The organism is Actinokineospora cianjurensis, assembly GCF_003663795.1.
GTDB classification, from domain to species: Bacteria; Actinomycetota; Actinomycetes; order Mycobacteriales; family Pseudonocardiaceae; genus Actinokineospora; species Actinokineospora terrae.
Genome location: NZ_RCDD01000002.1, coordinates 975,403 through 1,001,163, shown reverse-complemented (window position 1 = coordinate 1,001,163; position 25,761 = coordinate 975,403). Strand labels below are relative to the sequence as shown.

The 25,761-nt window shown below is 71.5% G+C and carries 22 protein-coding genes; 19 read left to right on the top strand and 3 right to left on the bottom strand.

All coding sequences use genetic code 11. The features are described 5' to 3' along the window. Nucleotides 1-164: 164 nt before the first annotated feature. The 4 genes from uvrA to CLV68_RS18935 all read left to right on the top strand — a co-directional run bounded on the left by uvrA (nt 165) and on the right by CLV68_RS18935 (nt 7,023). The gene (uvrA, locus tag CLV68_RS18950) at nt 165-3,017 is read left to right on the top strand and encodes an excinuclease ABC subunit UvrA (protein WP_121392138.1); all 2,853 of its coding nucleotides are present in this window, start codon (nt 165-167) and stop codon (nt 3,015-3,017) included. 176 nt (nt 3,018-3,193) lie between these two features. Next, the gene (locus CLV68_RS18945; protein ID WP_121392137.1) at nt 3,194-3,574 is read left to right on the top strand and encodes a hypothetical protein; all 381 of its coding nucleotides are present in this window, start codon (nt 3,194-3,196) and stop codon (nt 3,572-3,574) included. Continuing rightward, nucleotides 3,564-5,669 (top strand): YcaO-like family protein, encoded by a 2,106-nt coding sequence (locus CLV68_RS18940; protein WP_121392136.1) that lies wholly within the window; start codon nt 3,564-3,566, stop codon nt 5,667-5,669. Before CLV68_RS18945 ends, CLV68_RS18940 begins: the two co-directional genes overlap by 11 nt. A gap of 112 nt (nt 5,670-5,781) precedes the next feature. Then, a complete protein-coding gene (locus tag CLV68_RS18935) occupies nt 5,782-7,023 on the top strand; it encodes a phytase (protein WP_121392135.1) in 1,242 nt (413 codons plus the stop codon). On the opposite strand, the gene CLV68_RS18930 is transcribed toward CLV68_RS18935, so the two are convergent. The 3 genes from CLV68_RS18930 to CLV68_RS18920 form a co-directional block, all read right to left on the bottom strand. Beyond that, on the bottom strand, nt 7,020-8,216 hold the full coding sequence (locus CLV68_RS18930) for a hypothetical protein (protein WP_147460063.1): 1,197 nt from the start codon (nt 8,214-8,216) through the stop codon (nt 7,020-7,022). The two genes, CLV68_RS18935 and CLV68_RS18930, sit on opposite strands and share 4 nt — an antisense overlap. A 116-nt stretch (nt 8,217-8,332) precedes the next feature. Continuing rightward, nucleotides 8,333-9,757, bottom strand: a complete 1,425-nt coding sequence (locus tag CLV68_RS18925) for a cation:dicarboxylate symporter family transporter (protein ID WP_246009968.1) — start codon at nt 9,755-9,757, stop codon at nt 8,333-8,335. Nucleotides 9,758-9,838: 81 nt separating this feature from the next. Continuing rightward, nucleotides 9,839-10,213 (bottom strand): DUF1844 domain-containing protein, encoded by a 375-nt coding sequence (locus tag CLV68_RS18920; protein ID WP_092780448.1) that lies wholly within the window; start codon nt 10,211-10,213, stop codon nt 9,839-9,841. A 365-nt stretch (nt 10,214-10,578) separates the two neighbouring features. Here CLV68_RS18920 and infC point away from each other — a divergent pair, with 365 nt between their 5' ends. The 15 genes from infC to CLV68_RS18850 all read left to right on the top strand — a co-directional run bounded on the left by infC (nt 10,579) and on the right by CLV68_RS18850 (nt 25,722). Beyond that, entirely contained in the window at nt 10,579-11,199 is a 621-nt protein-coding gene (infC, locus tag CLV68_RS18915; protein WP_281274679.1) for a translation initiation factor IF-3, read from the top strand. Nucleotides 11,200-11,288: 89 nt separating this feature from the next. Next, nucleotides 11,289-11,483, top strand: a complete 195-nt coding sequence (gene rpmI, locus CLV68_RS18910) for a 50S ribosomal protein L35 (protein WP_092780442.1) — start codon at nt 11,289-11,291, stop codon at nt 11,481-11,483. A gap of 63 nt (nt 11,484-11,546) precedes the next feature. Continuing rightward, on the top strand, nt 11,547-11,924 hold the full coding sequence (gene rplT, locus CLV68_RS18905; protein ID WP_121392133.1) for a 50S ribosomal protein L20: 378 nt from the start codon (nt 11,547-11,549) through the stop codon (nt 11,922-11,924). A gap of 26 nt (nt 11,925-11,950) precedes the next feature. Further along, nucleotides 11,951-12,751 carry a TrmH family RNA methyltransferase gene (locus CLV68_RS18900; protein ID WP_246009966.1) on the top strand — a complete coding sequence of 267 codons (801 nt, stop codon included), beginning with the start codon at nt 11,951-11,953 and terminating at the stop codon, nt 12,749-12,751. Nucleotides 12,752-13,136: 385 nt separating this feature from the next. Then, the gene (locus CLV68_RS18895; RefSeq protein ID WP_121392132.1) at nt 13,137-14,381 is read left to right on the top strand and encodes an ATP-grasp domain-containing protein; all 1,245 of its coding nucleotides are present in this window, start codon (nt 13,137-13,139) and stop codon (nt 14,379-14,381) included. Next, a complete protein-coding gene (locus CLV68_RS34780) occupies nt 14,378-15,172 on the top strand; it encodes a Rossmann-like domain-containing protein (protein ID WP_211346632.1) in 795 nt (264 codons plus the stop codon). The genes CLV68_RS18895 and CLV68_RS34780 overlap by 4 nt, the downstream gene beginning before the upstream one ends. Beyond that, nucleotides 15,169-16,209, top strand: a complete 1,041-nt coding sequence (locus tag CLV68_RS18890) for a PLP-dependent cysteine synthase family protein (protein WP_211346625.1) — start codon at nt 15,169-15,171, stop codon at nt 16,207-16,209. Before CLV68_RS34780 ends, CLV68_RS18890 begins: the two co-directional genes overlap by 4 nt. Continuing rightward, entirely contained in the window at nt 16,206-17,192 is a 987-nt protein-coding gene (locus CLV68_RS18885; RefSeq protein ID WP_121392130.1) for an enolase C-terminal domain-like protein, read from the top strand. Before CLV68_RS18890 ends, CLV68_RS18885 begins: the two co-directional genes overlap by 4 nt. Continuing rightward, a complete protein-coding gene (locus CLV68_RS18880) occupies nt 17,189-18,364 on the top strand; it encodes an MFS transporter (RefSeq protein WP_121392129.1) in 1,176 nt (391 codons plus the stop codon). Before CLV68_RS18885 ends, CLV68_RS18880 begins: the two co-directional genes overlap by 4 nt. Next, a complete protein-coding gene (locus tag CLV68_RS18875; RefSeq protein ID WP_121392128.1) occupies nt 18,349-19,128 on the top strand; it encodes a class I SAM-dependent methyltransferase in 780 nt (259 codons plus the stop codon). Before CLV68_RS18880 ends, CLV68_RS18875 begins: the two co-directional genes overlap by 16 nt. 20 nt (nt 19,129-19,148) lie before the next feature. Beyond that, nucleotides 19,149-20,678: an ABC transporter substrate-binding protein gene (locus CLV68_RS18870; protein ID WP_121392127.1), complete on the top strand. Its 1,530-nt coding sequence runs from the start codon at nt 19,149-19,151 to the stop codon at nt 20,676-20,678. Beyond that, entirely contained in the window at nt 20,675-21,619 is a 945-nt protein-coding gene (locus tag CLV68_RS18865) for an ABC transporter permease (RefSeq protein WP_121392403.1), read from the top strand. The genes CLV68_RS18870 and CLV68_RS18865 overlap by 4 nt, the downstream gene beginning before the upstream one ends. A 1,100-nt stretch (nt 21,620-22,719) precedes the next feature. Continuing rightward, the gene (locus tag CLV68_RS18860) at nt 22,720-23,457 is read left to right on the top strand and encodes an ABC transporter permease subunit (protein ID WP_246009965.1); all 738 of its coding nucleotides are present in this window, start codon (nt 22,720-22,722) and stop codon (nt 23,455-23,457) included. Between the two features lie 352 nt (nt 23,458-23,809). Further along, nucleotides 23,810-25,204 (top strand): ABC transporter ATP-binding protein, encoded by a 1,395-nt coding sequence (locus CLV68_RS18855; RefSeq protein WP_281274674.1) that lies wholly within the window; start codon nt 23,810-23,812, stop codon nt 25,202-25,204. Beyond that, nucleotides 25,201-25,722, top strand: a complete 522-nt coding sequence (locus CLV68_RS18850) for a GNAT family N-acetyltransferase (protein WP_121392125.1) — start codon at nt 25,201-25,203, stop codon at nt 25,720-25,722. The genes CLV68_RS18855 and CLV68_RS18850 overlap by 4 nt, the downstream gene beginning before the upstream one ends. The last annotated feature ends 39 nt before the right edge of the window (nt 25,723-25,761 follow it).

The window sequence follows — 25,761 nt, the reverse complement described above, 5'->3', positions numbered from 1 at the left end:
GACGACCGCGGGTACACCGGGCGAGGCGGCGGGGGCCGCGCGCAGCGGTGCGATGGCACGAGCAGTTGACCCACCAGTGACACACCCACCAGCAGTTGACCCATGAGCAGTGCGCCAGTGCCGTTCGCCCGGCGCCGCCGCTCAGCACTACCGAAGGGACCTCAGTGGCCGACCGCCTCGTCGTTCGCGGCGCCCGGGAGCACAACCTGCGCGGCGTGGACATCGACCTGCCCCGCGACAGCCTCGTGGTGTTCACCGGGCTCTCCGGCTCGGGCAAGTCCAGCCTCGCGTTCGACACGATCTTCGCCGAGGGCCAGCGCCGCTACGTCGAGTCGCTCTCGGCCTACGCCAGGCAGTTCCTCGGCCAGATGGACAAGCCGGACGTCGACTTCATCGAGGGCCTCTCGCCAGCGGTGTCGATCGACCAGAAGTCGACCAGCCGCAACCCGCGTTCCACCGTCGGCACCATCACCGAGGTCTACGACTACCTGCGCCTGCTCTACGCGCGCGCGGGCAAGCCGCACTGCCCGACCTGCGGTGAGCCGATCAGCAAGCAGACCCCGCAGCAGATCGTCGACCAGGTGCTGGCGATGGAGTCGGGGGTCCGGTTCCAGGTCCTCGCCCCGGTCGTGCGCGGCCGCAAGGGCGAGTACGTCGACCTCTTCGCGAACCTGCAGACCCAGGGCTACTCGCGCGCGCTGGTCGACGGGGCGGTGCACCAGCTGACCGACCCGCCGAAGCTCAAGAAGCAGGAGAAGCACCACATCTCGGTGATCATCGACCGGTTGGCGGTGAAGGCGAGCTCCAAGCAGCGGCTGACCGACTCGGTCGAGACCGCGCTGCGGCTGGCCGACGGCCTGGTCGAGCTGGAGTTCGTCGACCTGCCCGACAACGACCCGCACCGCATCCGCGGCTTCTCCGAGCACCTGGCCTGCCCCAACGGCCACCCGCTCGGCGTCGAGGACCTGGAGCCGAGGTCGTTCTCGTTCAACTCGCCCTACGGCGCGTGCCCGGAGTGCACCGGCATCGGCGTGAAGAAGGAGGTCGACCCGGAGCTGGTCGTCCCCGACGACGAGCTGTCGCTGGCCGACGGCGCCATCGCGCCCTGGGCGGGCGGGCAGACCGCGGAGTACTTCGTGCGGCTGCTCACCTCGCTGGCCGAGACCATCGGGTTCCGGATGGACACCCCGTGGCGCAGGCTCACCGCGAAGGCACAGAAAGCGGTGCTGCACGGGGTAAGCGACCAGGTGCACGTCCGCTACAAGAACCGCTACGGCCGTGAGCGCTCGTACTACGCCGCGTACGAGGGCGTGATCCCGTTCCTTGAGCGGCGCCAGGAACAGACCGACTCCGAGTACATGCGCGAGAAGTACGAGGGCTACATGCGGGAGGTGCCCTGCCCGTCGTGCCGGGGCACCCGGCTCAAGCCGGAGATCCTCGCGGTGACCCTCGCGCACGGCACCGAGGGCGACAAGTCCATCGCCGAGGTGTCGAACATGTCCATCGGGGAGTGCTCGGCGTTCCTCGACGGGCTCAAGCTGGGCAGGCGCGAGTCGATGATCGCGGGCGCCGTGCTCAAGGAGATCCAGGCCCGGCTCCGGTTCCTGCTCGACGTCGGCCTCGACTACCTCTCCCTCGACCGCGCCTCCGGCACCCTCTCCGGCGGCGAGGCGCAGCGCATCCGGCTGGCGACCCAGATCGGGTCCGGCCTGGTCGGCGTGCTCTACGTCCTCGACGAGCCCTCGATCGGCCTGCACCAGCGCGACAACCACCGGCTGATCGAGACGCTGACCCGGCTGCGCGACCTGGGCAACACGCTGATCGTCGTCGAGCACGACGAGGACACCATCCGCGCCTCGGACTGGGTGGTCGACATCGGACCGGGCGCGGGCGAGCACGGCGGCAAGGTCGTGCACAGCGGCACGTTCAAGGAGCTGCTGAAGAACAAGGAGTCGCTGACCGGCGCCTACCTGTCCGGCCGCAGCGAGATCCCGATGCCCGCGATCCGCCGCGCGATCGACAAGAAGCGGCAGCTGACCGTTGTCGGCGCGCGTGAGCACAACCTGCGCGGTATCGACGTGTCGTTCCCCCTAGGCGCGCTCGTGTCGGTCACCGGTGTCTCCGGTTCGGGTAAGAGCACGCTGGTGAACGACATCCTGGCCACGGTCCTGGCGAACAAGCTCAACGGCGCCCGCCAGGTGCCCGGCAGGCACACCAGGATCAAGGGCCTGGAGCACGTGGACAAGCTGGTCCAGGTGGACCAGTCGCCGATCGGCCGCACCCCGCGGTCCAACGCGGCCACCTACACCGGCGTGTTCGACCACATGCGCAAGCTGTTCGCCTCGACGACGGAGGCCAAGGTCCGCGGCTACCAGCCGGGCCGGTTCTCCTTCAACGTCAAGGGCGGCCGCTGCGAGGCGTGCGCTGGCGACGGCACCATCAAGATCGAGATGAACTTCCTGCCGGACGTGTACGTGCCGTGCGAGGTGTGCAAGGGCGCCCGGTACAACCGGGAGACCCTGGAGGTGCACTACAAGGGCAAGACGATCGCCGAGATCCTGGACATGCCGATCGAGGAGGCGGCCGCCTTCTTCGAGCCGATCAAGGCGATCCACCGACACCTGGCGACCCTGGTCGACGTGGGTCTCGGCTACGTCCGGCTCGGCCAGCCTGCGCCGACCCTGTCCGGCGGCGAGGCGCAACGGGTGAAACTGGCCAGCGAGCTGCAGAAGCGCTCCACCGGCCGCACCGTCTACATCCTCGACGAGCCCACCACCGGCCTGCACTTCGAGGACATCCGCAAGCTGCTCGGCGTGATCAACGGCCTGGTCGACAAGGGCAACTCGGTGATCGTCATCGAGCACAACCTGGACGTCATCAAGGGTTCGGACTGGATCGTCGACATGGGACCCGAGGGCGGCTCCGGCGGCGGCACGGTGGTGGCGGAGGGCACACCCGAGGACGTGGTGAAGGCCGACGGCAGCTACACCGGGGAGTTCCTCGCGCACGTGATGTGATCGAAACGGGTGCCGCCGGTGGCCTGGGTCACCGGCGGCGACTACCGCCGGAGTTCACTCGGAGACGTGCGGTAACCAGCGGAAACGACATCTGGACATGGTGTATCCCGGTCGCGGATGCTGACTCCTACCTCGTAGCCGCGACTGCTGTCGCGGGTCGTGCGAGGAGGACAGCAGTGTTCGAGACAACGGAACTCGAGGCCAGAGTCGTGCAGCCGCGCCGGGTCACCGCAGCCTCGCTCGCCCTCGTCGACGGCGGCGCGGGCGTGCGCGCGTGGGATGGCCTCAAGGGCATCACCGCCCCCGCCGACTTCCGCCTGCTCTCCCGCGGCCGCCACCACGCCCGCACGGACCCCGGTCAGCGCACGGGTCTCGGCCCGCACACCGGTCCCGGCCAGCGTTCCGGTCTCGGTCAGGCCACCGCTGTCGGTCGGATAACCGGTCTCGGCCAGGCAACCGGTCTCGGTCAGGCCACTGGTGAGCAGCGCATGCGGCTGGCCGTCGTGCCGACCGGACGGACGGGCACCGACCGCCGGGGGCCAGTGCGTGCCGGGTGACACGGACAACCGCATCGACGACCCCACGCGGGTGACCCCGGGCCGAGTCGCGTCCGGGGCCACAGTGGACGAACCGACCCAGGTGACCTCACGGGCGGGCATCCTCAGCGTGGACGAACTGACCCAGGTGACCACAACGCGCGCACTCGCCGCCGAGGTCGTCGCCGCCGTTGACGCTGCCGCCGCCGTAGAGGCTGCCGCCGTTCGCCCTGCCCGCGCTACCTCTGTTCAGCCCGCCGCCGATGCGGCGCTGCCGGGGGACGAGACGACCAAGATGGTGGTCGTCCCCAAGGTCGTCGAGGCGCCCGGTGAGCGTGCCGTGAGCGTGCGGGAGTGGGACCGGCACCTGCGGGACTGCCTGCGCCAGGAGTTCGGGCCGAAGGTCACCGTGTCCGGTGAGCCGTTGGTGCAGGGGGCGCGGCTTGCCGTCGTGCGCGGTGAGGATCCCGCGTTCGAGCGGCGCGCGCGGGTCGCGAAGCTGCGGGTGTTGACCGTGACCGCCGCCGACGGCGTGGTGGAGCTCGGGCCGTTGGCGGTGCCGGGGGAGCCGGGGTGTGCGGCGTGCGCGAGGGGCAGGCGGCTCGGGGCGGCCGCGGCGACGGTGGACGAGCGCGATCCCGATGCCACCGCGGTAGTGCGGGAGCGCGACATCCCCGCTGAGGCGATCGCCGTCGTGGACCAGATGCTGCGGGCCGCGGTGCAGGGCGACAAGGCGCTCGTCGGGTACGTCGTCGAGGTCGGGTCGGGTGAACCGCTGTGGCACAAGGTGATCCCGCTGCCGGACTGCGACCTGTGCGGCGGCGCTGACGGCATCGCGACGGTCGGCATCCCCGAGGACGAGGACGATCCCGAGGCGTTGCTCCAGGCGCTGGCTGGTTGGGTCGACCCTCTTACCGGTGTCATCCCGTGGGTCTCGGTGAGTGAACCGCTGACCGGTGGCCCCTACGTAGGCACCGCGGCTCCGCCGCATCTAGTGGTCGGCGGCGAGGTCCGGTCGATGCCGATCGGCTGGGGTAAGGGCATGACCAGGCACGCCGCGATCGTGTCGGCGGTAGGGGAGGCCATCGAGCGGTACTCGGCGTCCCTGCCTGACCCGGACAGGGTGGTGTGGGCGCGTGCGGCTGACCTCGACGGGGAAGTGCTCGATCCGCGCGAGTTCCCCCTCTATGAACCAGAGCAGTACGCGGCGCGCGGCTTCCCTTACGTTGCCTACGACCGGCGCATCGATCACCCGTGGGTGCGCGGTAGCTGGCTCGGCACAGACAAGGCTGTCTGGGTACCCGCGGTGTTCAGCTACCTCGCGATGGGCCTGCTGCCCGAGCACCTGATCGCCCAGGGCACCTCCAACGGACTCGCCGCGGGCACCGACGCCGATAGCGCCGCCGTGTGCGCCACCCTCGAACTGGTCGAGCGCGACGCGATGATGTGCGCGTGGCTGTCCGGCGCCAAGGGCCGGTTCGTCGAACTGGACGACACCCTCGACATCGAGGTCGCCGACGTCGTCGAGGCGCTGCGCGAGGCGGGCCCCGCGGTCGAGGTGTACGTGCTGCCGACCTCCGCCTACGGCACCACCGCCATCGCCCTCGCGATCGGCGACGGCAGGCGCTGGCCCGCGATCTCCCTCGGCCTCGGCTCCGACCGGTCCCCCCGCGCCGCCATCCGCGCCGCCGTCCTCGAACTCGCCCAGACCGCCCCCCACCTGGCCGCCCTCCTGCGCGACGGCCACCGCGCCCCCCGGCACGCGGGCGAGGTCAGGGAGATGCTCGACCACGCCGCCTTCTACTTCCCGCCCGCGCGCATGGAAGCCTTCGACCGCCTCCGCTGCGGCGGCACCTCCCGCCTGGCCGACCTCCCCGAACCCGCTTTCGACACCTCGGTCGCCGACCTGGCTGGCCACCTCGGCACCGCGGGCATCCGAGTAGCCGTCGTTGACGTGACCAGCGCCGACGTGGCCACCAGCCCCTTCCGCGTCGTCCGCGCCGTGAGCCCGGACCTGCAACCCATCAGCTACGGCCACGGCGTCCACCGAGCCCCCGTCTCCCGCCTCCGCCACCGCGGCGCCCCCATCCGCAGACTGGTGCACCCCATCTGGTGACGTGGGCGCCGGTCTTGGGCACCGACGGGGTGTTGATCCGCCGGCTGGCGCACGTGGGCTGGTGGTTCGGTGTTCACCGGGTGGACAGGGTGGGCGGGCAGGATCTTCGCGCATGCGTACCGCGGCCGTTGTCGGCTCCTTGGTCTTGATCCCGTTGCTCGCGTTACCCGCCGCCGCCGGCCTTCCTGAGGTCAGGGCGACGGTGGAGACGCAGCCCTACTACGACGACGAGGGTGCTGACGCCGACGACCCGGCGGTGTGGGTCGATCACGCTCGGCCGGAGCGGAGTCGGGTGGTCGGCACGCTCAAGAACGGCGGGCTCGCCGTGTTCGACCTGCGTGGTGCCCAGGTCCAGCACATCGCGACCCCGCCTGCGCCGACCCCGGACGCCGAGGCGGGGCGGTTCAACAACGTCGACGTCGTGCAGGGTGCCCGGGTCGGGCGGCGGGTGCTCGATCTCGCCGTCGTTTCCGACCGGGGGCGGGACCGCATCCGGGTCTACGCGATCGACCGCGCCGGTGTCCTGACCGATGTCACCACCGAGGCGCCGCCGCGGGCGTTCAGCGCCACCGAGGCCGAGGTCGACGAGCAGCGCACCGCCTACGGCCTCACCGTCGTGCCGGATCCGGACGGTGGCGCGCCCTGGGTCGTCGTCAGCAGGCGCCACGACACCCGGCTCGGTGTGTTCCGCCTCGCCGACGACGGTCGCGGTCGCGTCACCTACCGCCGCGTCGACACGGTCGACCTGCCCGCCGCGTTCACCGTCCCGGGCGGCACCTGGTCGCCGTGCCTGGAGCCGGGGGAGGGGCCGCAGGTCGAGGGCATGGTCTTCGACCCGACCGACGGCACCCTCTACGCCGCCCAGGAGGACGTCGGCATCTGGCGGATCCCCGTGCGCGCCGGCCACTTCGGCCATCCCACCCTGGTCGACAAGGTCCGCGAGTTCGGCAGGCCCGCCACCTACGATCCGGCCACCGAGGAGTGCGCCTTCACCGGCCCGCCTTCCCCCGCCGCAGGCCGTTACCTCACCGCTGACGCCGAGGGCCTCGCCATCGCTTACGGCAAGAGGGGCCAGAAGCAGCTCCTAGCCTCCAGCCAGGGCGACAGCACCTTCGTCACCTACGACATCACCCGCGGCCTCCCGAAGCACACCGGCGGCTTCACCATCGCCGACTCCTCCACAGTGGACGGCGTGCAGCACAGTGACGGCGCTGCCGTCATCACCACCCCGCTCGGCCGGGACTACCCTCACGGCCTGCTCGTCGTCCACGACGGCGAGAACAGCCCGGGGGAGCGCGAGAGCACCAACTTCAAGTTCGTCCGCTGGGAGCGAGTCCCCGGCTCTATCCGCTAGACCGAGACCAGGGTGGGTGACTTCGGCGCATAGCGCTCCAAGGCCGCACCGGTAGCCACGAGTGCCGCGGACGCCACCAGCGCCAGAGTCACCCACCAGGTCGGGTGGTTGTTGTCCAACAGACCGTTGCCCAGCCCTAGATCCCCCAAAGGTCCAGCCTGCGCTCCCACCAGCCCCAGCACTACAACCACCACCAACGGCGCGTCACCGCACCGCTCAGCCGCAACAGCGCCAGACAGCACAACCAGTCCCACACCAACCGCGAGCAGTGCCAACGCATACCCGGCTCCGTCGCCAACGAACACGGGTAGTACCAACGCCGCCGCAGTCGCCGCAACGGTGAACAGCAACGCACGCGCCGCGCTCAGCCCAAGAGCAGCGAAAACCAACACGCCCCCCACCAGAGCCACCCAGGCGAGCAGACTCGGCCGCGCCCCCAACGGGTGCCCATCGAGGCGAATCCCGGCGCGCACCAACGCGATCCCCACCACCGCGACCACGACCAGCGCGGTCGCCTCCAAAGTCGCACGCACCGCCGTCAGCGCCCCTACGACGATCAGCCCCACCACCGACACGAGCCGCAGCCGCTCGTCCAACGCGGGCAGCGCGCTCACCGCCACAGCCAGCACCCCGGCCGCGAGAACCCAGGGCGGTCCGGCGGGTGCCCGAGCGTCCCGCCGACTGATCAGCACCGCGGCCGCCGCCCCCGCGACAGCGAGCCCCGCCGCCACGAACGGCACCAGGTCCCAGATAGAGGGCTCGAACCGCGACCGGGCCAACGGCCCACTCACCGCGTACGCCCCCACCGCGATCCCGGCCAACGCTGACCCATGAGCCCGATGTCCCACCGCGAGCAGCCGACCCGCACCGCCGAGAGCGCCCAAGACGAGCAACACCGCGGCCGAGGACGTCACCACCGACACCACCCGCAGCCGGACCGCCTCGTCGACCCCCGCGGGCAACGGCCAGTTGTCCACCCACAGCACGGCGTCGGCGGTGCTCAGCGCGCCGCCGACCACCAGCACCCACGGCCACGCCCGGCCGGGGAACCGCCACAGCGCGACCAGCGCGGCGATCGCGGCGACCGGGACCAGCCAGCCCCAGCCGCCCACGGCCCCCGGTGGCGCGGGGTGGCGCAGCAGCAGCGCGCCGGTGGTGGCGAGGGCGGCGACGAAGGCCCACCGAGAGGTCATGATCGCCACCGTACAGCGCACGAACAACGCCGGGTGGCCGCTACGCCGAACCGCCCGCACCGGGGGCATCGGTCGCGGGCGGCTCACGCGGTACAACGAACGACAGCGCGGCCAGGCTACGCCTCACGCGCGCTTTCCCGTGCGTTCGCCCGTGCGGACGAGTCGGGCGCGGCGCTCGGCGGTGACTCCCGCGTAGCGTCACCACCCGGTGCGTCCGGTCGGGTCGCCTCGTCAAACGGTTGGCGGCCCGCGAGCACCGCGACGGCCCGGTCGTGGTCGAGCTCCCGGGTCCACGCCCCGATCACGACGGTCGCCACCGCGTTGCCCGCGAAGTTGGTCAGCGCCCGCGCTTCCGACATGAACCGGTCGATGCCCACGATCAGCCCGACCCCGTCCACCAGGTCCGGCCGGTGCGACTGGAGTCCGCCCGCCAGCGTCGCCAGCCCGGCCCCGCTCACCCCGGCTGCCCCCTTCGCGGCGATGATCATGAAGGCCAGCAACGAGAACTGCTCGCCGAGCGAGAGCGGCGACCCGGTCGCGTTGGCCACGAACAACGTCGCCATGGTCAGGTAGATCGCGGTCCCGTCGAGGTTGAACGAGTACCCGGTCGGCACCGCGATCCCCACGACCGGCTTGCTGACGCCCAAATGCTCCATCTTCGCGATCAGCCGAGGTAGTGCTACCTCCGACGACGACGTCGACAGGATCAACAGGAACTCCCGGCCTAGGTAGCGCAGCAAGGAAAAGACGTTGAGCCGCGTCACCGCCCACAGCAGCAAACCCAGCACTACCACCACAAACAGCACGCACGTGGCATAGAACCCCAGCATGATCACCGCGAGGCTCTTGAGCGCTCCGGCGCCGGTAGCCCCAACGACCGCGGCGATTGCTCCGAACGCGCCGATCGGTGCCGCCCACATGATCATGGCCAGGATCCGGAACACCAACCGCTGCACGTGCCCGACCCCGCGCAGCCCCGGCTCGCCGGACGGCCCCATCAACTGCAGCGCGAACCCGACCAGCAGGGCAACCAGGAGCGTCTGCAGCACCTGCCCCTCGGTCAACGACGACAGCAGCGAGGTCGGGATCAGCCCGAGCAGGAACTCCGTTGTCGACTCGCCGCCCTTGACCTGCGCCGCACCGGTCGCGCGCACCGCGTCGGTGAGCCGCAGCCCGTCGCCGGGGTGCAGCAGGTTGCCGACCAGCAGCCCGATGCCCAGCGCCACCGTCGACATCACCAGGAAGTAGCCGAGCGCCAGCCCGCCGACCCGACCGACCCGGCTCGCCTTGGCCACCGAGCCGACGCCCAGCACGATCGTGCAGAAGATGATGGGGCTGATCATCATCTTGACCAGCGCCACGAACGCCGCGCCCAGCGGCGCCAAACCCTTGGCGGTGGCCGGGAACAGCAGTCCGACCAGCACGCCGAGCGCGACGGCCGCGATCACCGCCAGGTACAGCAGGTGGGTGCGGTCGCGTCGCCTCGGCCGCTCAGCGGGCTCGGCCTGGTGCGGGGGTGGGATCGGGGCGGAACCGGCCACTGCTGCCTCCCTGGGGGTCCAGGGGGTCCACCTTCCTCCCGGGTGTGGCCGCGGTCACGCTTGTGGTCGTAGAGTTCGCGATCAGTAGACCGGTCCGGTGAACTTCTCACCGGGGCCCTGGCCCGGCTCGTCCGGGAACGCGGAGTACTCGCGGAAAGCCTTCTGCAGCGACTGCAACCCGTCGCGGATCGGCGCGGCGTGCGGGCCGAGGTACTCCACCGAGGCGGTCACCAACCCGGCCAGCGCGGTGATCAGCCTGCGCGCCTCGTCCAGGTCGCGGCGGGGGCTGGTGGCGGGGTCCTCGTCGGCGAGGCCGAGCCGCTCCGCGGCGGCGGACATCAGCATGACCGCGGCCCGGCTGATCACCTCGACGCTGGGAATGTCGGCGAGTTCGCGCGCGTTGTCGAGGGTGTCGTCCGAGGTGGCGGGGCCGGGTGCGGCGGAAGCGTCGTTCATGGTCTGCTACCCTTGCACGTGCGACCAGCCCCCGTCAGCGCGGGGGCGGCAAAGTGGAGCCCCCGCTCCCACCCAGGCCACCGCGAGGTAGCTGGGTCCGGTTGCCGCGGACCGCCAGGTTCTGACCCGGTGGTCTTGTGGTGTGTCCTGACGCCTGTCGTCGGGCAATCGGTTGGAAGCGGGCCCCGGCGTGCCACCTGGCACCACGGGGTCCGAGCTGTTTTTGGGGACCTCACGTGCCGTGCACGTCGCGAGTTGGACGTGCCACGTCCGCCCACCTGGGCGGGCGGGGAACGCAACCGGCAGGGTGGTCCCGTCTTCTCGGGTGGCCCCGCCGGACAGCATTACCGGACCAAGGAGGCCCCATCAGCACGGAGACACGCATCAACGACCGCATCCGCGTGCCGGAGGTCCGACTCGTCGGACCCAACGGCGAACAGGTCGGGATCGTCCGCATCGAGGACGCGCTCCGCCTGGCGCAGGAAGCGGATCTTGATCTCGTCGAGGTCGCCCCCACGGCGCGCCCGCCGGTCTGCAAGCTCATGGACTTCGGCAAGTTCAAGTACGAGAGCGCGCAGAAGGCCCGCGAGTCCCGGCGCAACCAGGTGCTCACCGTCATCAAGGAGCAGAAGCTCCGGCCGAAGATCGACTCCCACGACTACGAGACCAAGAAGCGCAATGTCGTGCGCTTCCTCGAGCACGGGAACAAGGTCAAGGTCACCATCATGTTCCGCGGCCGCGAGCAGTCCCGCCCCGAGTTGGGCTTCCGACTGCTCAAGCGGCTCGCCGAGGACGTGCAGGACCTCGGCTTCGTCGAGTCGTCGGCCAAGCAGGACGGCCGCAACATGATCATGGTGCTCGCGCCGCACAAGAACCTGAAGCCGAAGCCGAAGTCGACCTCGGCGAACCCCGACGACGAAGCAGGTGCCGAGGTGGCCGTCGAGCTGCCGATCGAGGCACCCGCCGACAACGTCGCGCAGGACTGACCCGACCGGGACGACCGGTCGGCGCACAACCCCCGAAGGCCGCCCGCGGGCCTCACCGCCCGCGGGCGGCACGACGACGAGGATCGAACATGCCGAAGATGAAGACCCACTCCGGTACCGCCAAGCGCGTGCGGATCACCGGCAAGGGCAAGCTTCGCCGCCAGCAGGCTGGTCTGCGCCACAAGCTGGAGAAGAAGTCCAGCGCGCTCACCCGCAGGCTCTCCGGCACCGAAGAGGTCGCCAAGCCCGACGTGCGCCGCCTGAACCGCCTTCTGGCCCGCTAGGTCGACCCCACCCCCTTGACCACCGGGCGCCTCGGCGCCCACTAGATCGACAGGACGGACCCCGTGGCACGCGTCAAGCGGGCGGTCAACGCCCAAAAGAAGCGCCGGACCACCCTCGAGCTCGCCAGCGGCTACCGCGGCCAGCGCTCGCGGCTGTACCGCAAGGCCAAGGAGCAGGTGCTCCACTCGCTCAACTACGCCTACCGGGACCGTCGCGCCCGCAAGGGCGACTTCCGCAAGCTGTGGATCCAGCGGATCAACGCCGCCGCCAGGCAGAACGGCATGAGCTACAACCGCTTCATCGAGGGCCTGCGCGTCGCCGGTGTCGAGGTCGACCGCAAGATCCTCGCCGAGCTCGCCGTGAGCGACCCCACCGCGTTCACCGCCCTGGTCGAGATCGCCCGCGTCAACGCGGGCACCCAGGGCAAGGCCGCTTCCTGAGCACGCGCGTCCAACGACCCGGGGCAGTGCCGTTCACCGAACGCACCCCCCGGGTCGTTGCCGCTCGGGCCCTGACCCGCCGCCAGGCCCGCGACAAGGCGGGCCGCTTCCTCGCCGAAGGCGCCCAAGCCGTCCGCGAGGCCCTGGCGTTCGGTGAGGTCCACGAGCTGTTCGTGACCGAGTTCGCCGCCGCCCGCAACGAGGACCTGCTGACCCTCGCGGTCGAGTCCGGGGTCCCGGTCTCGGAGATCACCGAGAAGGCCGCGGCCGGGCTGTCGGAAACCGTGACACCCCAGGGCCTGGTGGCCGTCTGCTCCCTTGTGGACCAACCGGTGGCCTCAGCCCTCGCCGCGTCGCCGTCGTTGGTGGCGGTGCTGGTCGGGGTCGCGGACCCGGGCAACGCCGGAACCGTGACCCGCGTGGCCGACGCCGCCGGTGCCGGGGCCGTGCTGTTCGCCGGGGACACGGTGGACCCGCACAACGGCAAGTGCGTCCGCGCGTCGACCGGGAGCGTGTTCCACCTCCCCGTCGGGCGCTCACGGGACGTGCCCGAGGTGCTGAGCGCCTGCCGATCCGCCGGTCTGCGCCTGGTGGCAGCCGACGGACACGCCTCCCTGGACCTCGACGACGCCGCCGACGCGGGCGACCTGTCGGTCCCCACGGCCTGGATCTTCGGCAGCGAGGCCCACGGCCTCGACCCGGCCGTCCTGTCCCTTGTGGACGACACCATCAAGGTCCCCCTCCACGGCCACGCCGAAAGCCTCAACCTGGCCACCGCCGCCGCCGTCTGCCTCTACGCCAGCGCCCGCGCCCAGCGCCGCCGCTAACCCCTGTAGTTCACGGCGCCCACCCTCCGCCGCACCTCCCCGAACGCCCGACGCCGTGACCGCCGCAGTTGCCCACAGCCCCCACCGCTCGTGGACCCGTTTTGTCGGTACCTCTCGGTAAGCTGTATATCGGGGGCTGCTCCGCACGGTTTGATCTTGTGGCCGCCGTGCCGACCCCTTAGCGCTCCGACGCCGTCGCGTGGGCGAACCCACTCGCCGCGCACGTTCCGCAGGACGGCCATCTTCCAGCACGGCGCCCACGTCCTACCGGGCTGCCCCGGTCCAGTCCACAAGCGACATATGCGTGGATCTGATCTATACGGAACTTGTCGACAATGGTTATCGTTGGCGGTCGGTGTGGGTCGGGTTGGGGTGAGGAGTGTTGGTGGGGCACCTGGTGCTGGTGGAGAGCTGGGTCGGGGCGATGAGCGCGTTGCTGCCCAGGGCGGTGCGGGAGGCGGGGCACCGGTTCAGTTTCGTGACCAGGGATGTGCAGCACTACCTGCGGTCGCACCCGGGTCCCGGGCCGCATCCGTTGCTGGCGGCGGACAACGTGCTCGCCGCCGAGACCAATGATGTCGAGTCACTGGTCGCCCACGTCGGCAAGCTGCACCGGGCGCTCCGGTTCGACGGGGTGGTCAGTTCGTGTGACTACTACCTGCCCGCGGTGGCGGTGCTGGCGGAGCGGCTCGGGTGGGCCGGTCCGTCGCCGGACGCGGTCGAGCGGGCCTGTCGGAAGGATCTCGCGCGGGTGGCGCTGAAAGGCGTGCCCGGGCCCGAGTTCGCGGTGGTGCACGGCTGGGACGAGGCCGTCACGGCGGCGCGGGGGATCGGGTTTCCGTTGGTGGTGAAGCCGGTTGACCTGTGCGCGGGCATGTTCGTGCGGGTGGTGCACAACGAGACCGAGCTCGGGGACGCGGTCAGGGCACTGGCGGGCTTCCCGGTCAACGCGCGCCACCAGGTGCGAAACCCCGCCGTACTCCTGGAAGAGCTGCTCGTCGGACCCGAGGTGAGCGTCGAGACGGTCACTGTGGACGGTCGGACGACGGTGGTCGGGGTGACCGACAAGTCCATTGTGGGCGCACCGTGGTTCGTCGAAAGTGGACACATGTTCCCGGCCGCGCTCACCGGGGCCGAGTACAAGGCGGTCACCGAGGTCGCGGTCGCCGCGATCGAGGCGTTGGGCCTCGACCGCGTGGTCGGGCACACCGAGGTCAAGCTGACCGCCACCGGCCCGAGGATCGTCGAGGTCAACCCCAGGCCGGCGGGGAACCGGATCACCGAGCTGGTCCGCAGGACGACCGGTGTCGACCTGCCGATGCTGCACGTCCGGTTGGCCCTCGGCGAGACACCGGAGATCACCGCGACCCCCACCGGCGCGCGCAGTGCCGCCGTCGGGTTCCTCCTGCCCGCCCACCGGGGCGTGGTCGCGGAGATCGACGGGGTGGACGCCCTCGCCGCCGCCGATGTCGTGGAGTGGGCGGTGAAACCGGCCGGGCACGCGGCGGGCGACCCGACCAGCAACAACGCCTACCTCGGCCACGTCATGGTCGTCGACCGGGCCGGGCTCGGCGCGCGGGCTCGGGTCGAGGAACTGGTCGCGGGCCTCAAGGTCAGGTACGCCGGATGAGCGCGGTCGTGGCCGACCTGGTCGACCAGGTCCGGGGCGGCGCGTTCGGCCTGCCCACCGACAACGAGGTCAGCGTCGGGTTCACCACCCGGCAGGCGGTCCGGCACGACACCAGGGGGACCGGCTACCGCAACGAGGTCCTCAGCCTGCGGGTCGGCCGCGCGGTCGGGTCGTGCGCGGTCGAACCCGGCACCGTTGACGACGACCTGGTCTACGACTGCATCGGCGCGCCCGTCGACGCACTGTTCGACCACCCGGTGCCCGCGGTGCGAGTGGCGGCGTTGGACGCGTACCTGATGGCCGCCCGGCCGCACGAAGAGCACGCGGACGACAACGTTCGGATCGACCAGGGCACGTCGCTGGAGAAGTCACTCGTGCGCGCCGGTCACGTCATCGATCTGCTCGGTGCGATGCCGGGGCAGCGGGTGCTCGTCGTCGGCGTCGTGAACTCACTGTTGCACCACCTCCGCGACCGGGGCATCCACTACCGGCCGTGCGATCTGCGCGGCGGCCGGACCGAATGGGGCGAGCGGATCAGCAACGATGCGGACCTCACCGGGTGCGATGCGGTCCTGGCGACCGGGATGACCCTCGGCAACGGCTCGTTCGAAACGTTGCGCGCCACGGCCGTTGCGGCAGGCGTCCCGCTGGTGATGTTCGCGCAGACCGGCAGCGCGGTGCTGCCCTGCCTGCTCGGCACCGGCGTCACGGCCGTCTGCGCGGAGCCGTACCCCTTCTTCTGGCTCGACGGCGGTCCCACCGTGCTGCACCGCTACCGGGAGGCCCGGTGAGACCCGAACTGCTCGACCTGGTCGGCGGCACCCCGCTGGCCAGGGTCACCACCCCGCTGCCGCACCAGCACGCCGGGTTCTGGGCCAAGCTGGAGTGCCTCGGCGCTGGCGGGATGAAGGCGCGCGCCGCGGTGTCGATGCTCATGGCCGCCCGCGCCGACGGCAGGCTCGCCCCCGGCGCCCCGGTCGTGGAGTCCACCAGCGGCACCCTCGGCCTCGGCCTGGCCTTCGCCGGTCAGGCCCTGGGCCACCCGGTGGTCCTGGTGGTCGACGACGAGCTCGAACCGGTGATGCGCGCCCTGCTCACCGCGCACGGCGCCCGCCTCGAGGTCGTCACCCGGCCGCACCCGACCGGCGGCTGGCAACGCGCCAGGCTCGACCGGCTGCACGCGGTGCTGGCCGAGCTCCCCGGCGCCCACTGGCCCGACCAGTACGACAACCCGGCCAACCCGACCGGGTACGCCGCGCTCGCGCGGGAACTGCTCGACCAGCTCGACCGCATCGACGTGCTGGTGTGCAGCGTCGGCACCGGCGGCCACAGCGCGGGCGTCGCGGGGGAGCTGCGCAGGCACCGGCCCGGTCTGCGGCTGATCGGGGTCGACTCGGTCGGCTCGACGATCTTCGGCCTGCCCGCGCTGCCCAGGGTGATGCGCGGGCTCGGCAGCAGCATCCACCCGCGCAACGTTGCGTACCGCGAGTTCGACGAAGTGCACTGGCTCGGCCCGGTGGAGGTCGTTGCGGCCTGCCGCGCGTTGGCCCGGGACGGGTTCGTCAGCGGCGGTTGGAGCACGGGCGCGGTGGCCACGGTCGCCGCCTGGGTGGCCAGGGTCGAGCCGGGCGCGGTCGTGGTCACCGTGTTCCCCGACGGCGTGCACCGGTACCTGGACACGATCTTCGACGACGGGTTCTGCCGGGCGAGGGGCCTGCTCGGCCGCCCGTCCGACCACCCGGTCGAGGTCGCCGACCCGGCCGCGGCGCCGCTGAGCCGCTGGTCGCGGTGCACCGTCGTCACTGATCCGCTGGGGGTCCCGGCATGAGGCTGGCCTGGACCCGCTCGACCCTGCGCCTGGCCGAGCCGCTGCGCATCTCCCGGTCGGTGATGGTCGAGCGCGAGGCGGTCGAGGTCACACTTACCGACCACGGCGACGTCGGCCGTGGCGAGATCATCACCAGTGTCTACTACGGACTGGACGCGGCGGAGATCGCCAAGCAGCTCACCGTGGTCGCCGACGCGTTACCCGATATCGGCGAAGACCTGCTCGCCGGTCTCCATCCCGGTGTGCGGGCCGGGGTGGACGCCGCGCTGTGGGAGTTGGCCGCCGTGCGCACCGGAGTGCCCGCGCACGAGCTGTTCGGACATCCACAGTGGACGGATGTGCCGACCGCGCGCACCATCGGTCTCGGCGTGCCCGCGGGAAAGGCCGCCGAGGCACTGGTGGGCCAGGGCTTCACCGTCCTGAAGGTCAAGGCCGGTTCGCCGGACGACGTCGCCAGGGTCGCCGAGGTGCGGGCGGCGGCACCGCGAGCGCGGATCATGCTCGACCCCAACGGCGGCTGGACCCCGGACGAGGCGGTGCGGACCTTGGAGTTGATGGCACCGTCCCAAGTGGAGATGGTCGAGCAGCCGATCGCGCCGGGGCAGCGGGCGCGACTGGCCTGGGTCACCGCGCGCTCGCCGATCCCGGTCGTCGCCGACGAGGACGTCGAGACGGTCGACGACGTGGCCGACCTCGCCGGGGTGGTCGACGGGGTCAACATCAAGCTGGCCAAGTTCGGCGGCCCCACCCAGGCGCTCGCCGCGATCGAGGCGGCGCGGTCGGCCTGCCTGGACGTGCTGCTCGGCTGCCTGGTGTCCAGTTCGCTGGGCATCGCGCCCGCCGTGCACCTGAGCGGGCACGCCCGCTGGGTCGACCTCGACGGCCACCTGCTGCTCGCCGCCGACCCGTGGACCGGGCTCGGCGGGGTCGACGGCACGCTGCGGCTGCGCGGCGGCCCCGGCTGGGGCCTGGTGCGGCGGTGAGGTCGTTCCCCCTCCCGGTGCGCGTGCTGCTGGTCAACCAGTTCGGCGTCAACACCGGGTTCTACCTGCTGATCCCGTACCTGGCGACGCACATGACCGAGGACCTCGGCCTCTCCGCCGCGCTGGCCGGGGTCGTGCTCGGCGTGCGCAACCTGAGCCAGCAAGGGCTCTTCCTGCTCGGCGGCACCGCGGCCGACCGGCTCGGCGTGCGCGGCGTGATCATCGCGGGCTGCGCCTTCCGCACCGTCGGGTTCGGGCTGTTCGCCCTCGGCGACGCGCCCGCGGTGCTGCTGGCGGCGGCGGTGCTCAGCGGCGTGGCCGGTGCGTTGTTCAACCCCGCGGTGCGCGCCTACATCTCGGTCGAGACACCGTTGCCGCGGCGGGCCGAGGCGTTCGCCCTGTTCGCGGTCTACGGGCAGACCGGCGCCCTCGTCGGGCCGGTGCTCGGGAGCGTGCTGCTGCTGGTCGACTTCCGGCTGTCGGCGACCGTCGCGGCGGGCATCTTCGCGGTGCTGACCGTCGTCCAGGCGCTCGTCCTGCCCGCACGGGCCGTGCCTGCCGCACCGACCTCGGTGTTCGCCGACATCAGGGCGTGCTTGGCGAACCGGCCGTTCCTGGTCTTCAGCGCGGCCGCCGCGGGCTTGTTCACGTTGCAGAACCAGCTGTACCTGGTGCTGCCGTTCGAGGCCACCCGCGCGACCGGCTGGGCGGGGAGCGTCGCCGGGGTGTTCGTGCTGTCCACTGTGGTCACCCTGGTCGGGCAGGTGCGGATCACCAAGGCGCTCAGGGACATGCCGCGTCGGCGGACCGTCGCGGTCGGGCTTGGCTTGATGGGCCTGGGTTTCCTCGCTCCGGCCGCGTCCTACGCGTGGCCAGCGCTCTCGATCGCCGCCGTGGTCGTCGCTGTTCTCGGGCTGGCCGTCGGGTGCATGGTGGCGCAGCCGTTCGTCTACGAGCTGGTCCCCGCGTTCGGCGAGGAGCAGGTCACCGGCACCTACTTCGGCGTCTTCTACCTCGTCTCCGGCGCGCTGGCCGCGGTGACGACGGTGGTCGTGGGCTGGGTGAGCGACCTCGGCGGCTGGCTGGCGTGCCTGGTGTGCGCGGCGGTCGGGCTGGTGTGCGCGGTGTGCGTGCGGATTCCGGAGAGGACGGCGACATGGGCAACTTCCTGACCGACAACCCCGAACTCTACGAACGCCGGTTCCCGGATCCCGACCACCGCGCCGCCCGGTTCGCGCACGACGTGATCGGCCGCTTCGGCGGCGGCACCCGGGTGCTCGACATCGGCTGCGGGACCGGCCGTGACGCCGGGTACCTGGCGCGCCTGGGCTACGAGGTCACCGCGGTCGACCTGTCCCGCTCGATGCTGGCGTTCGCCGCGGCCCGGCACAACGCGGTCGACTTCCAGCACGGCGACATGCGCGCGTTCGACATCGGTCGCACCGTTGACGTCGTCACGTGCCTGGACAGCACCATGCTCTACTGCCACACCGATGCGGACCTGCGCGCGTTCCTCGACAACTGCCACGCCCACCTCGCACCGGGTGGTCTGCTGATCGCCGAGATGCGCAACGGTGCGTTCTTCCTGGGCAACACCGAACTGCTCAACGAGGTCACCGTCCGCACGGTCGCGTGGGACGGGATCGCCTACACCGCGCGCACCCGGCTGTGGATCGACCACGCCAACCAGTTGTTGCGCAGGCACCGGATCTGGACCTGGGCCGAACTGGCCGACCCGGTGGTCGAGGAGACCGCGTGGCGGCTGCTGTTCCCCTTGGAGTTGCGCGCGCACCTGGCAGCGGCGGGGTTCGACGTGCTCGCCCTGTTCGACGAACCCGGCCCGCGCACCGACGTGCGGTGGGCCCCCGACGCCGTGCTGTCCACCGCGTTGTCCGGCGACCGGTTGCACCTGGTCGCCCGCTCCCGTCCCCGCTAGTCCCTTCCCGGAGGATCACCATGTCCGACCCGTTCCCCACCCTGCGCCGACGCGGCTTCCTCACCCTGGCCGGTGGTCTTGCCCTAGCGGGGTGCGCGGCCGGTCCCGGGCAGTCCGCCCCGCGCTCGGGAGGCAGGGTGCGGGCCGCTTTCGCCGGTGGCGGTGCGAAGGAGGTGCTCGACCCGCACATGGCGAGCCTGTTCGTGGAGGCGGCGCGGTCCAAGGCGCTCTACGACAAGCTCGCCGACTTCGGCGACGACCTGACCCCGGTGCCCCGGCTCGCCGAGAAGTGGGAGTCCAACGCGGACGCCACGGTCTGGCGGATCTCGTTGCGCCAGGCCACGTTCCACGACGGGCGGCCGGTGCGGGCCGCTGACGTGCTGTCGAGCTACGCGCGCATCCTCGATCCGAAGCGCGCGTTCCGGGCCAGGGCCAGCCTCGCGGTGATCGACCTGACGGCCAGTCGCGCGGTGGACGACCGGACCGTCGAGTTCGCGCTGACCCGGCCCTACGTCGAGTTCCCGAACGCCCTGGCGACTTTCTCCGCCTACGTCATCCCGGAGTCCACTGAGGACTTCGCCAGGCCGGTCGGGTCCGGGCCGTTCTCGTTCTCCTCGTTCACCCCTGGTCGGTCCACTGTGGTCAAGCGGTACGCCGACCACTGGGACGGCGCCGCCAAGCTGGACGAGCTGGAGTTCGTGCTGGCCAACGAGGAATCGGCGCGGGTCAACGCCCTGCTGGCCGGTCAGGTCGAGTACGCGCACGACCTGTCACCGGTCACCGCCCGTGCGCACGAGGCGGGTGGTCGGGTGCGGATCCTGCGCTCGCCCAACAGCGGGATCCAGGCGTTCGCGATGAAGGTCGACCGGCCGCCGTTCGACGACCGCGACCTGCGTGAGGCGATGTTCCTGCTGGTGGACCGCCCGCAGTTGGTCGAGTCGGTGCTGTCGGGGTCCGGCCAGGTGGCCAATGACCTGTACGGCAAGGGTTATCGGCACTACGCGGACGGCATCCCGCAACGGGTCCGCGATCTGGACAAGGCGAAGTTCCTGATCAAGCGGGCGGGCGCCGAGGGGCTCAGGGTCGCGCTGAACACCTCGGAGGCGGCGACCGGGTTCGTCGAGGCGGCGACCGTGCTGGCCGACCAGGCGCGGCAGGCGGGGATCACGCTCGAGGTCACCGTCGGCGACAAGGACACGTTCTGGTCGGACACGCTGAAGAACGGCTCCCTGTCCAGCTTCCGCTCCGGGGCGATGCCGATCGAGTCGCACCTGTCCCAGCGGCTGCTGTCGAAGTCCACCACCAACGTGACCAAGTGGGCGCGGCCCGAGTTCGACGCGCTCTACGACAAGGCGGTGTCCACTGTGGATCCAGGTGCTCGTGACTCGGTGTACCAGGAGATGCAGCGGACTCTGCACGCCGAGGGCGGCTACCTGGTGTGGGGCTTCGCGGACTGGGTCGTTGGTACGTCTCCGAGTGTTGACGGTGTGGGGACGGCGCCCGCGAACACCCTCGGCTGGGCCCGGTTCGACCGCGTGTGGCTGCGGTGACCCTGGGGCGGTACGCGTCCCGCCGGGTGGCGTTGGGGCTCGTCCAGGTGCTCGTGGTGCTGGTGGCGGTGTTCCTGCTGGTCGAGGCGCTGCCGGGGGACGCAGCTGTCGCACTGGCTGGCGACAACCCCGATCCCGCGCGGGTGGCCGCGATCCGCGCGTCGATGGGGTTGGACCAGTCCGCTGTGGAGCGCTTTGTCGGCTGGCTCGGCGGGGTGGTCACCGGCGACCTCGGGACGTCCCTGGTGTCCGGACGACCGGTGGCGGAGTTCATCGCGGCTGGGTTGCCGACAACGTTGCTCCTGGCAGGGGTGACGTTGCTGCTCCTGGTGCCGTCTTCGGTGCTGCTCGGGGTGTTCGCGGCCTGCCGCGCTGGTCGCGGGCTCGACCGGGTGATCACGGCTGCCACGATCGGGTTGCACGCGGTCCCGGAGTTCGCCCTGGCGATCGTCCTGGTCGCGCTGTTCGGCGTCACCCTGGGTTGGCTGCCACCGACCGCGCTGGGCGCCGACCCGGTGGCCGACCCGCTCGTGCTGGTGCTGCCCGTGATCGTCCTGCTGGCCCGACCGCTCTGCGCGCTGACCCGCCTCGTCCGCGCCGCCATGATCGACGCCCTCGCCTCGGACTACGTCCGCCACGCCCGCCGCCTCGGCCTGAGCCGAACCCGGGTCGACTACCGGCACGCGCTGCCGAACGCCTTGGCGCCCGCGGTGCAGCAGTTGGCGCGCACGACGGACTGGCTGCTGGGCGGGGTGATCGTCGTGGAGGCGGTGTTCGTGATCCCCGGCCTGGGGACCTCGCTGGTGGACGCGGTCGCCGGGCGCGACATGCCGGTCGTCCAGGGCTTGGCCGTCCTGTTCGGCGTGACGACGGTCTTGGTGAACCTCGCCGCCGACCTGCTCGCCTTCCGCCTGGCTCCTCGCGCCGGAACCGCCGCGTGACGACGACTGAGCTGGGTCGGCGGGAGCGCTGTGGGTGCGGCGGGATCGCCGCGCTGGTGCTCGCCTCAAGCGCTGGACTGGCGGCGCGGTGGGGTTTCCGGGCACGCGGTCAAGATCGAACCGGCCTGAGCAGCCCCCGATATACAGCCTACCGGGAAGGGCCGACAAGACGGGGTGGACGGCGGTGCGGCTGTGGACAACTCGGTGGGTCGTGCTGAGCAGCCCCCAATACACAGCCTAGTGGAGGGGGACGACGTGGTTGGGCTGGTGCGGGTGGGGGCTGTGGACAGGTGGACGGTTGGGGATGGACTGGGGGAGCGCGGCGGGCGGGGTGTGATGGGTGGCTCGATGGCGCCGCGGTGGCGCGAGCGGCCGCATGGCGGTTTGTGCGTGGCCGTTGGGAGGTGGGGGTTGTGGACATGTGGACAGTTGGGGATGGACTGGGGGAGCGCGGCGGGCGGGGTGTGGTGGGGAGGCTCGATGGCGCCGGGGTGGCGCGGGCGGCGGGCGGGCCGCGTGGCGGTTTGTGCGTGGGCGTTGGGAGGTGGGGTTGTGGATATGTGGACGGTTGGGGATGGCGTGGGGGAGTGCGGTGGGTTGGGGGAGTGGGGTGGCGCGAGCGGCGGGCGGGTCGCATGGCGGTTTGTGGTGGTGCGAGGTGCGTAGGCATTAGGAGGTGAGGTTGTGGACAAGTGGATGGATGGGGACGGAGTGAGGGAGCGCGGCGGATGGGGTGGCTCGAGCGGCGGGCGGGCTGCGTGGCGGTCTGTGGGTGGTGCGTGGGCGTTGGGACGTGGGGCTGTGGACAGGTGGACATTTGGGGATGGCGTGGGGGAGTGCGGTGGGTCGGGAGAGTGGGGTGGCGCGAGCGGCGGGCGGGCCGCATGGCGGTTTGTGCGAGGTGCGAGGTGCGAGGTGCGAGGTGCGTGGGCGTTGGGAGGTGGGGGTGTGGACAGGTGGATGGATAGGGATGGAGTGAGGGAGCGCGGCGGACGGGGTGGCTCGATGGTGGTGGGTGGGGCGGGCGGTAGGTCGTTGCCGGGTGGTGGGTTTTTGGGTGGTGCGGGGTGAGGGGGCGTTGGGGGGTGGGGGTTGGGGGTGTGTTGTTGGTGGTGCCGTTGGTGATCGCCGTGGTGGGGCCCTGGTTCGTGGGGGAGGTGGCGCGGGGGCGGGCGTTCGTGGGGAGTGGGGTGCTGGGGACGGACTTCGTGGGGCGGGACGTCCTGCAGCAGGTGTTGTTGGGTGGGCGGTCGGTGGTGGGGGTCGCCGTGGTGGCGACTGGGGTGTCGTACGCGGTGGGGGTGCCGCTGGCGTTGGTGGCGGCCATGGCGCGGCGGCGGTGGGTGGACGAGGTGGTGATGCGGCCGTTGGACGTGGTGCTGGCGGTGCCGTCGTTGTTGGTGCTGGTCCTGGTGGCGGGGATCGCGCCGCGCGGGTACGGGACGGTCGTCGTGGTGGTGGCCGTGGTGACGGTGCCCGACGTCGTGCGGGTGGTGCGGGCGGCGGCGTTGGAGGTGGCCAGCCGACCCGCGGTGGAGGCGATGCGGCTCCAGGGCGAGACCCGGCGGCGGCTGGCGTTCGGCTACGTGGTGCCCGCGGTCGCGCCCACACTGGTCGCCGACCTCGGGGTCCGGATCACCACCTCCCTCTACCTCGTCGCCTCGGCCAGCTTCCTCGGCGTCGGAGTGGCCCCGGACGCGGCGGACTGGGCGGTGATGGTGGACCGCAACCAGGCGGGTCTCTTCCTCGTCCCCGCCGCCGTCGTGGTCCCGGCACTGCTGATCATCGCCTGGTCGGTGGGCGTGAACCTCGTGTTCGACCGCGCGGTGCGGCGGTGAGGCTCGTGCGGACGACCCGCTGCCGGACGGCGAGCGGAGGGCGATCCAGCCAGGTCGTCGCTGGTCCTGGGTGTCCTGATTGGCGCGAGTCCGTGGTGGCTTCGTTCTCCCCACCGTGTGCCCAGTCGGGTGAGTCTCGCCTGCGTGCGGGGACGGATGCCAGGTCGGCTCTGTCCACAACGGCCGAGTTGTCCACAGATCGGCGCGACGCGGGTTGGTGGCAACCGTGGGTCGATAGACTGGCTTCGGGGACGCCCCCCGGGAATGGGTGGGGGCTGGGGTCGTTTCGGGGTGGGCCTCCGGAAACGTGCGGGTCGGTGGCGGTCGGTGGTGCGTGTGCGGGGGTGGGGCGGTGAGTGGGTTGGTGGTCGAGGTGGTGGGGCTTCGGGTCGAGGTGGGGCGGGCACTGGTGGACGGGGTGTCGTTCGGGGTGGGTGCGGGGGAGGTGGTGGCGATCGTGGGGGCTTCGGGGAGTGGGAAGACGACTGCGGGATTGGCGTTGTTGGGGGAGTTCCCCGTGGGGGCGGCGGTGTCCGGGGACGTGCGGGTGCGGGGGCGAGTGGGGTACGTGCCGCAGCACCCGGGGGCAGTGTTGAACCCCGTGCGACGGGTGGGGGCGGTGTTGCGGGAGTTGGCGACCGGCGCCGAGGTCGAGCGGGCGGTGGAGGCGGCTCGGTTCCCGCGAGCGCTGCTCGATCGGTACCCGCACCAGCTCTCCGGCGGTCAGCAGCAGCGGCTGGTGCTGGCGCAGGCCCTGCTGGGCGATCCCGCGGTCGTGGTGGCCGATGAGCCGACCACCGGGCTCGACCGGGAGACGCGGGACGAGGTGGTGGCGGAGTTCGCGAGCATCGTTGCGCGTGGGGTGGCGTTGGTGGTGCTCAGCCACGACATGGAGGTTGTACGGGCGCTGGCGGACCACGTTGTCGTGTTGCGGGCCGGGAAAGTCATCGAGTCCGGGCCTGCCGCGGAGTTGCTGACCGCGCCTCGGCATCCCTATACGCGTGCACTGCTGGTTGAGCCGTTGCGTGCGGCCGCGAACGAGGCGATCAGCACCGAGCGGCTGCGCATCGAAGGGCTCACCGCCAAGCACGGGCGCAACGTTGTTCTCCAGGACATCGATCTGCGCGTGTCGGCGGGGGAGTGCGTTGCCGTGATGGGGCCGTCCGGCAGTGGCAAGACGACCCTGGCCCGGTGCGTCGTTGGTCTGCACCCACCGAGTGCGGGCACCGTCGCGCTCGACGGTCGACCCCTTGCCCGCACCCTCAGGTCCCGGTCACGACAAGACCTCGCCGCCGTCCAGTACGTCTTCCAGGACGCCAGGGCCTCGTTCGACCACCGCCGACCCGTGCTCGACCAGGTCGCCCGCACCGCCGCACGACTTCGCGACATGTCCACAGCGGACAGCGAGAGCGCCGCCCTGGCCGCGTTGGCCGAGGTCCGGCTCGCCGAGGACACCGCCCGCCGAAGACCCACCACCCTCTCCGGTGGCGAACTCCACCGCGCCGCCCTCGCCCGCGCGCTCCTCGCCCGACCGCGGGTCCTGGTCTGCGACGAGATCACCACCGGCCTCGACGCCGTCACCCGCACGGGCGTCCTGCGCCTGCTCGCCGCGCTCCGCGCCGCCCACGGCCTCACCCTGGTCCTGATCACCCACGACCACGCCGTCGCCGACCACCTCGCCGACCGCGTCCTGACCCTCCACAACGGACTGGTCCACAACGGACACTCAAGGATCGGGAACCCATGACCTACACCATCCGAGCCGCCACCCCCGCCGACGTCCCCGGCGCGCGCTCGGTCATGCTCGACACCCTCTACCGGGACCTGGGGTACGGCTACAACCCCCGCTGGCACGACGACGTCGTCGACCCGGAAACCGTGTACCTGCGCGACCCCAGGCACGCGCTGTTCGTCGCCACCCTGGACGACGAGGTGGTGGCCACGACAGGTGTCCGGGCCGTCCTCCCGCAGAGCCCGCCGCACCCGCAGTGGCTGGTCGACCGCTACCCACAAGGCCGCACCGCGCAACTGTTCCGCGTCTACGTGCGCGGCGAACACCGGCGACACGGCCTGGCGCGCAAGTTGGTGGCGGAGGCGACCCGGTTCGTGGCCGCGGAAGGCGGCTACGACGTCCTCTACCTCCACACCGACGCCCGCGTCCCCAGCGCCGCGCCGTTCTGGCGGTCAGTGGCCAAGGAAGTCCACGACGGCGGCAACGGTGACCCGGCGACCTTCCAGACCGTGCACTTCGAGATCCCGTTCTAGAAATGCCCGAGGGGCGGACGCGAGATCGCGTCCGCCCCT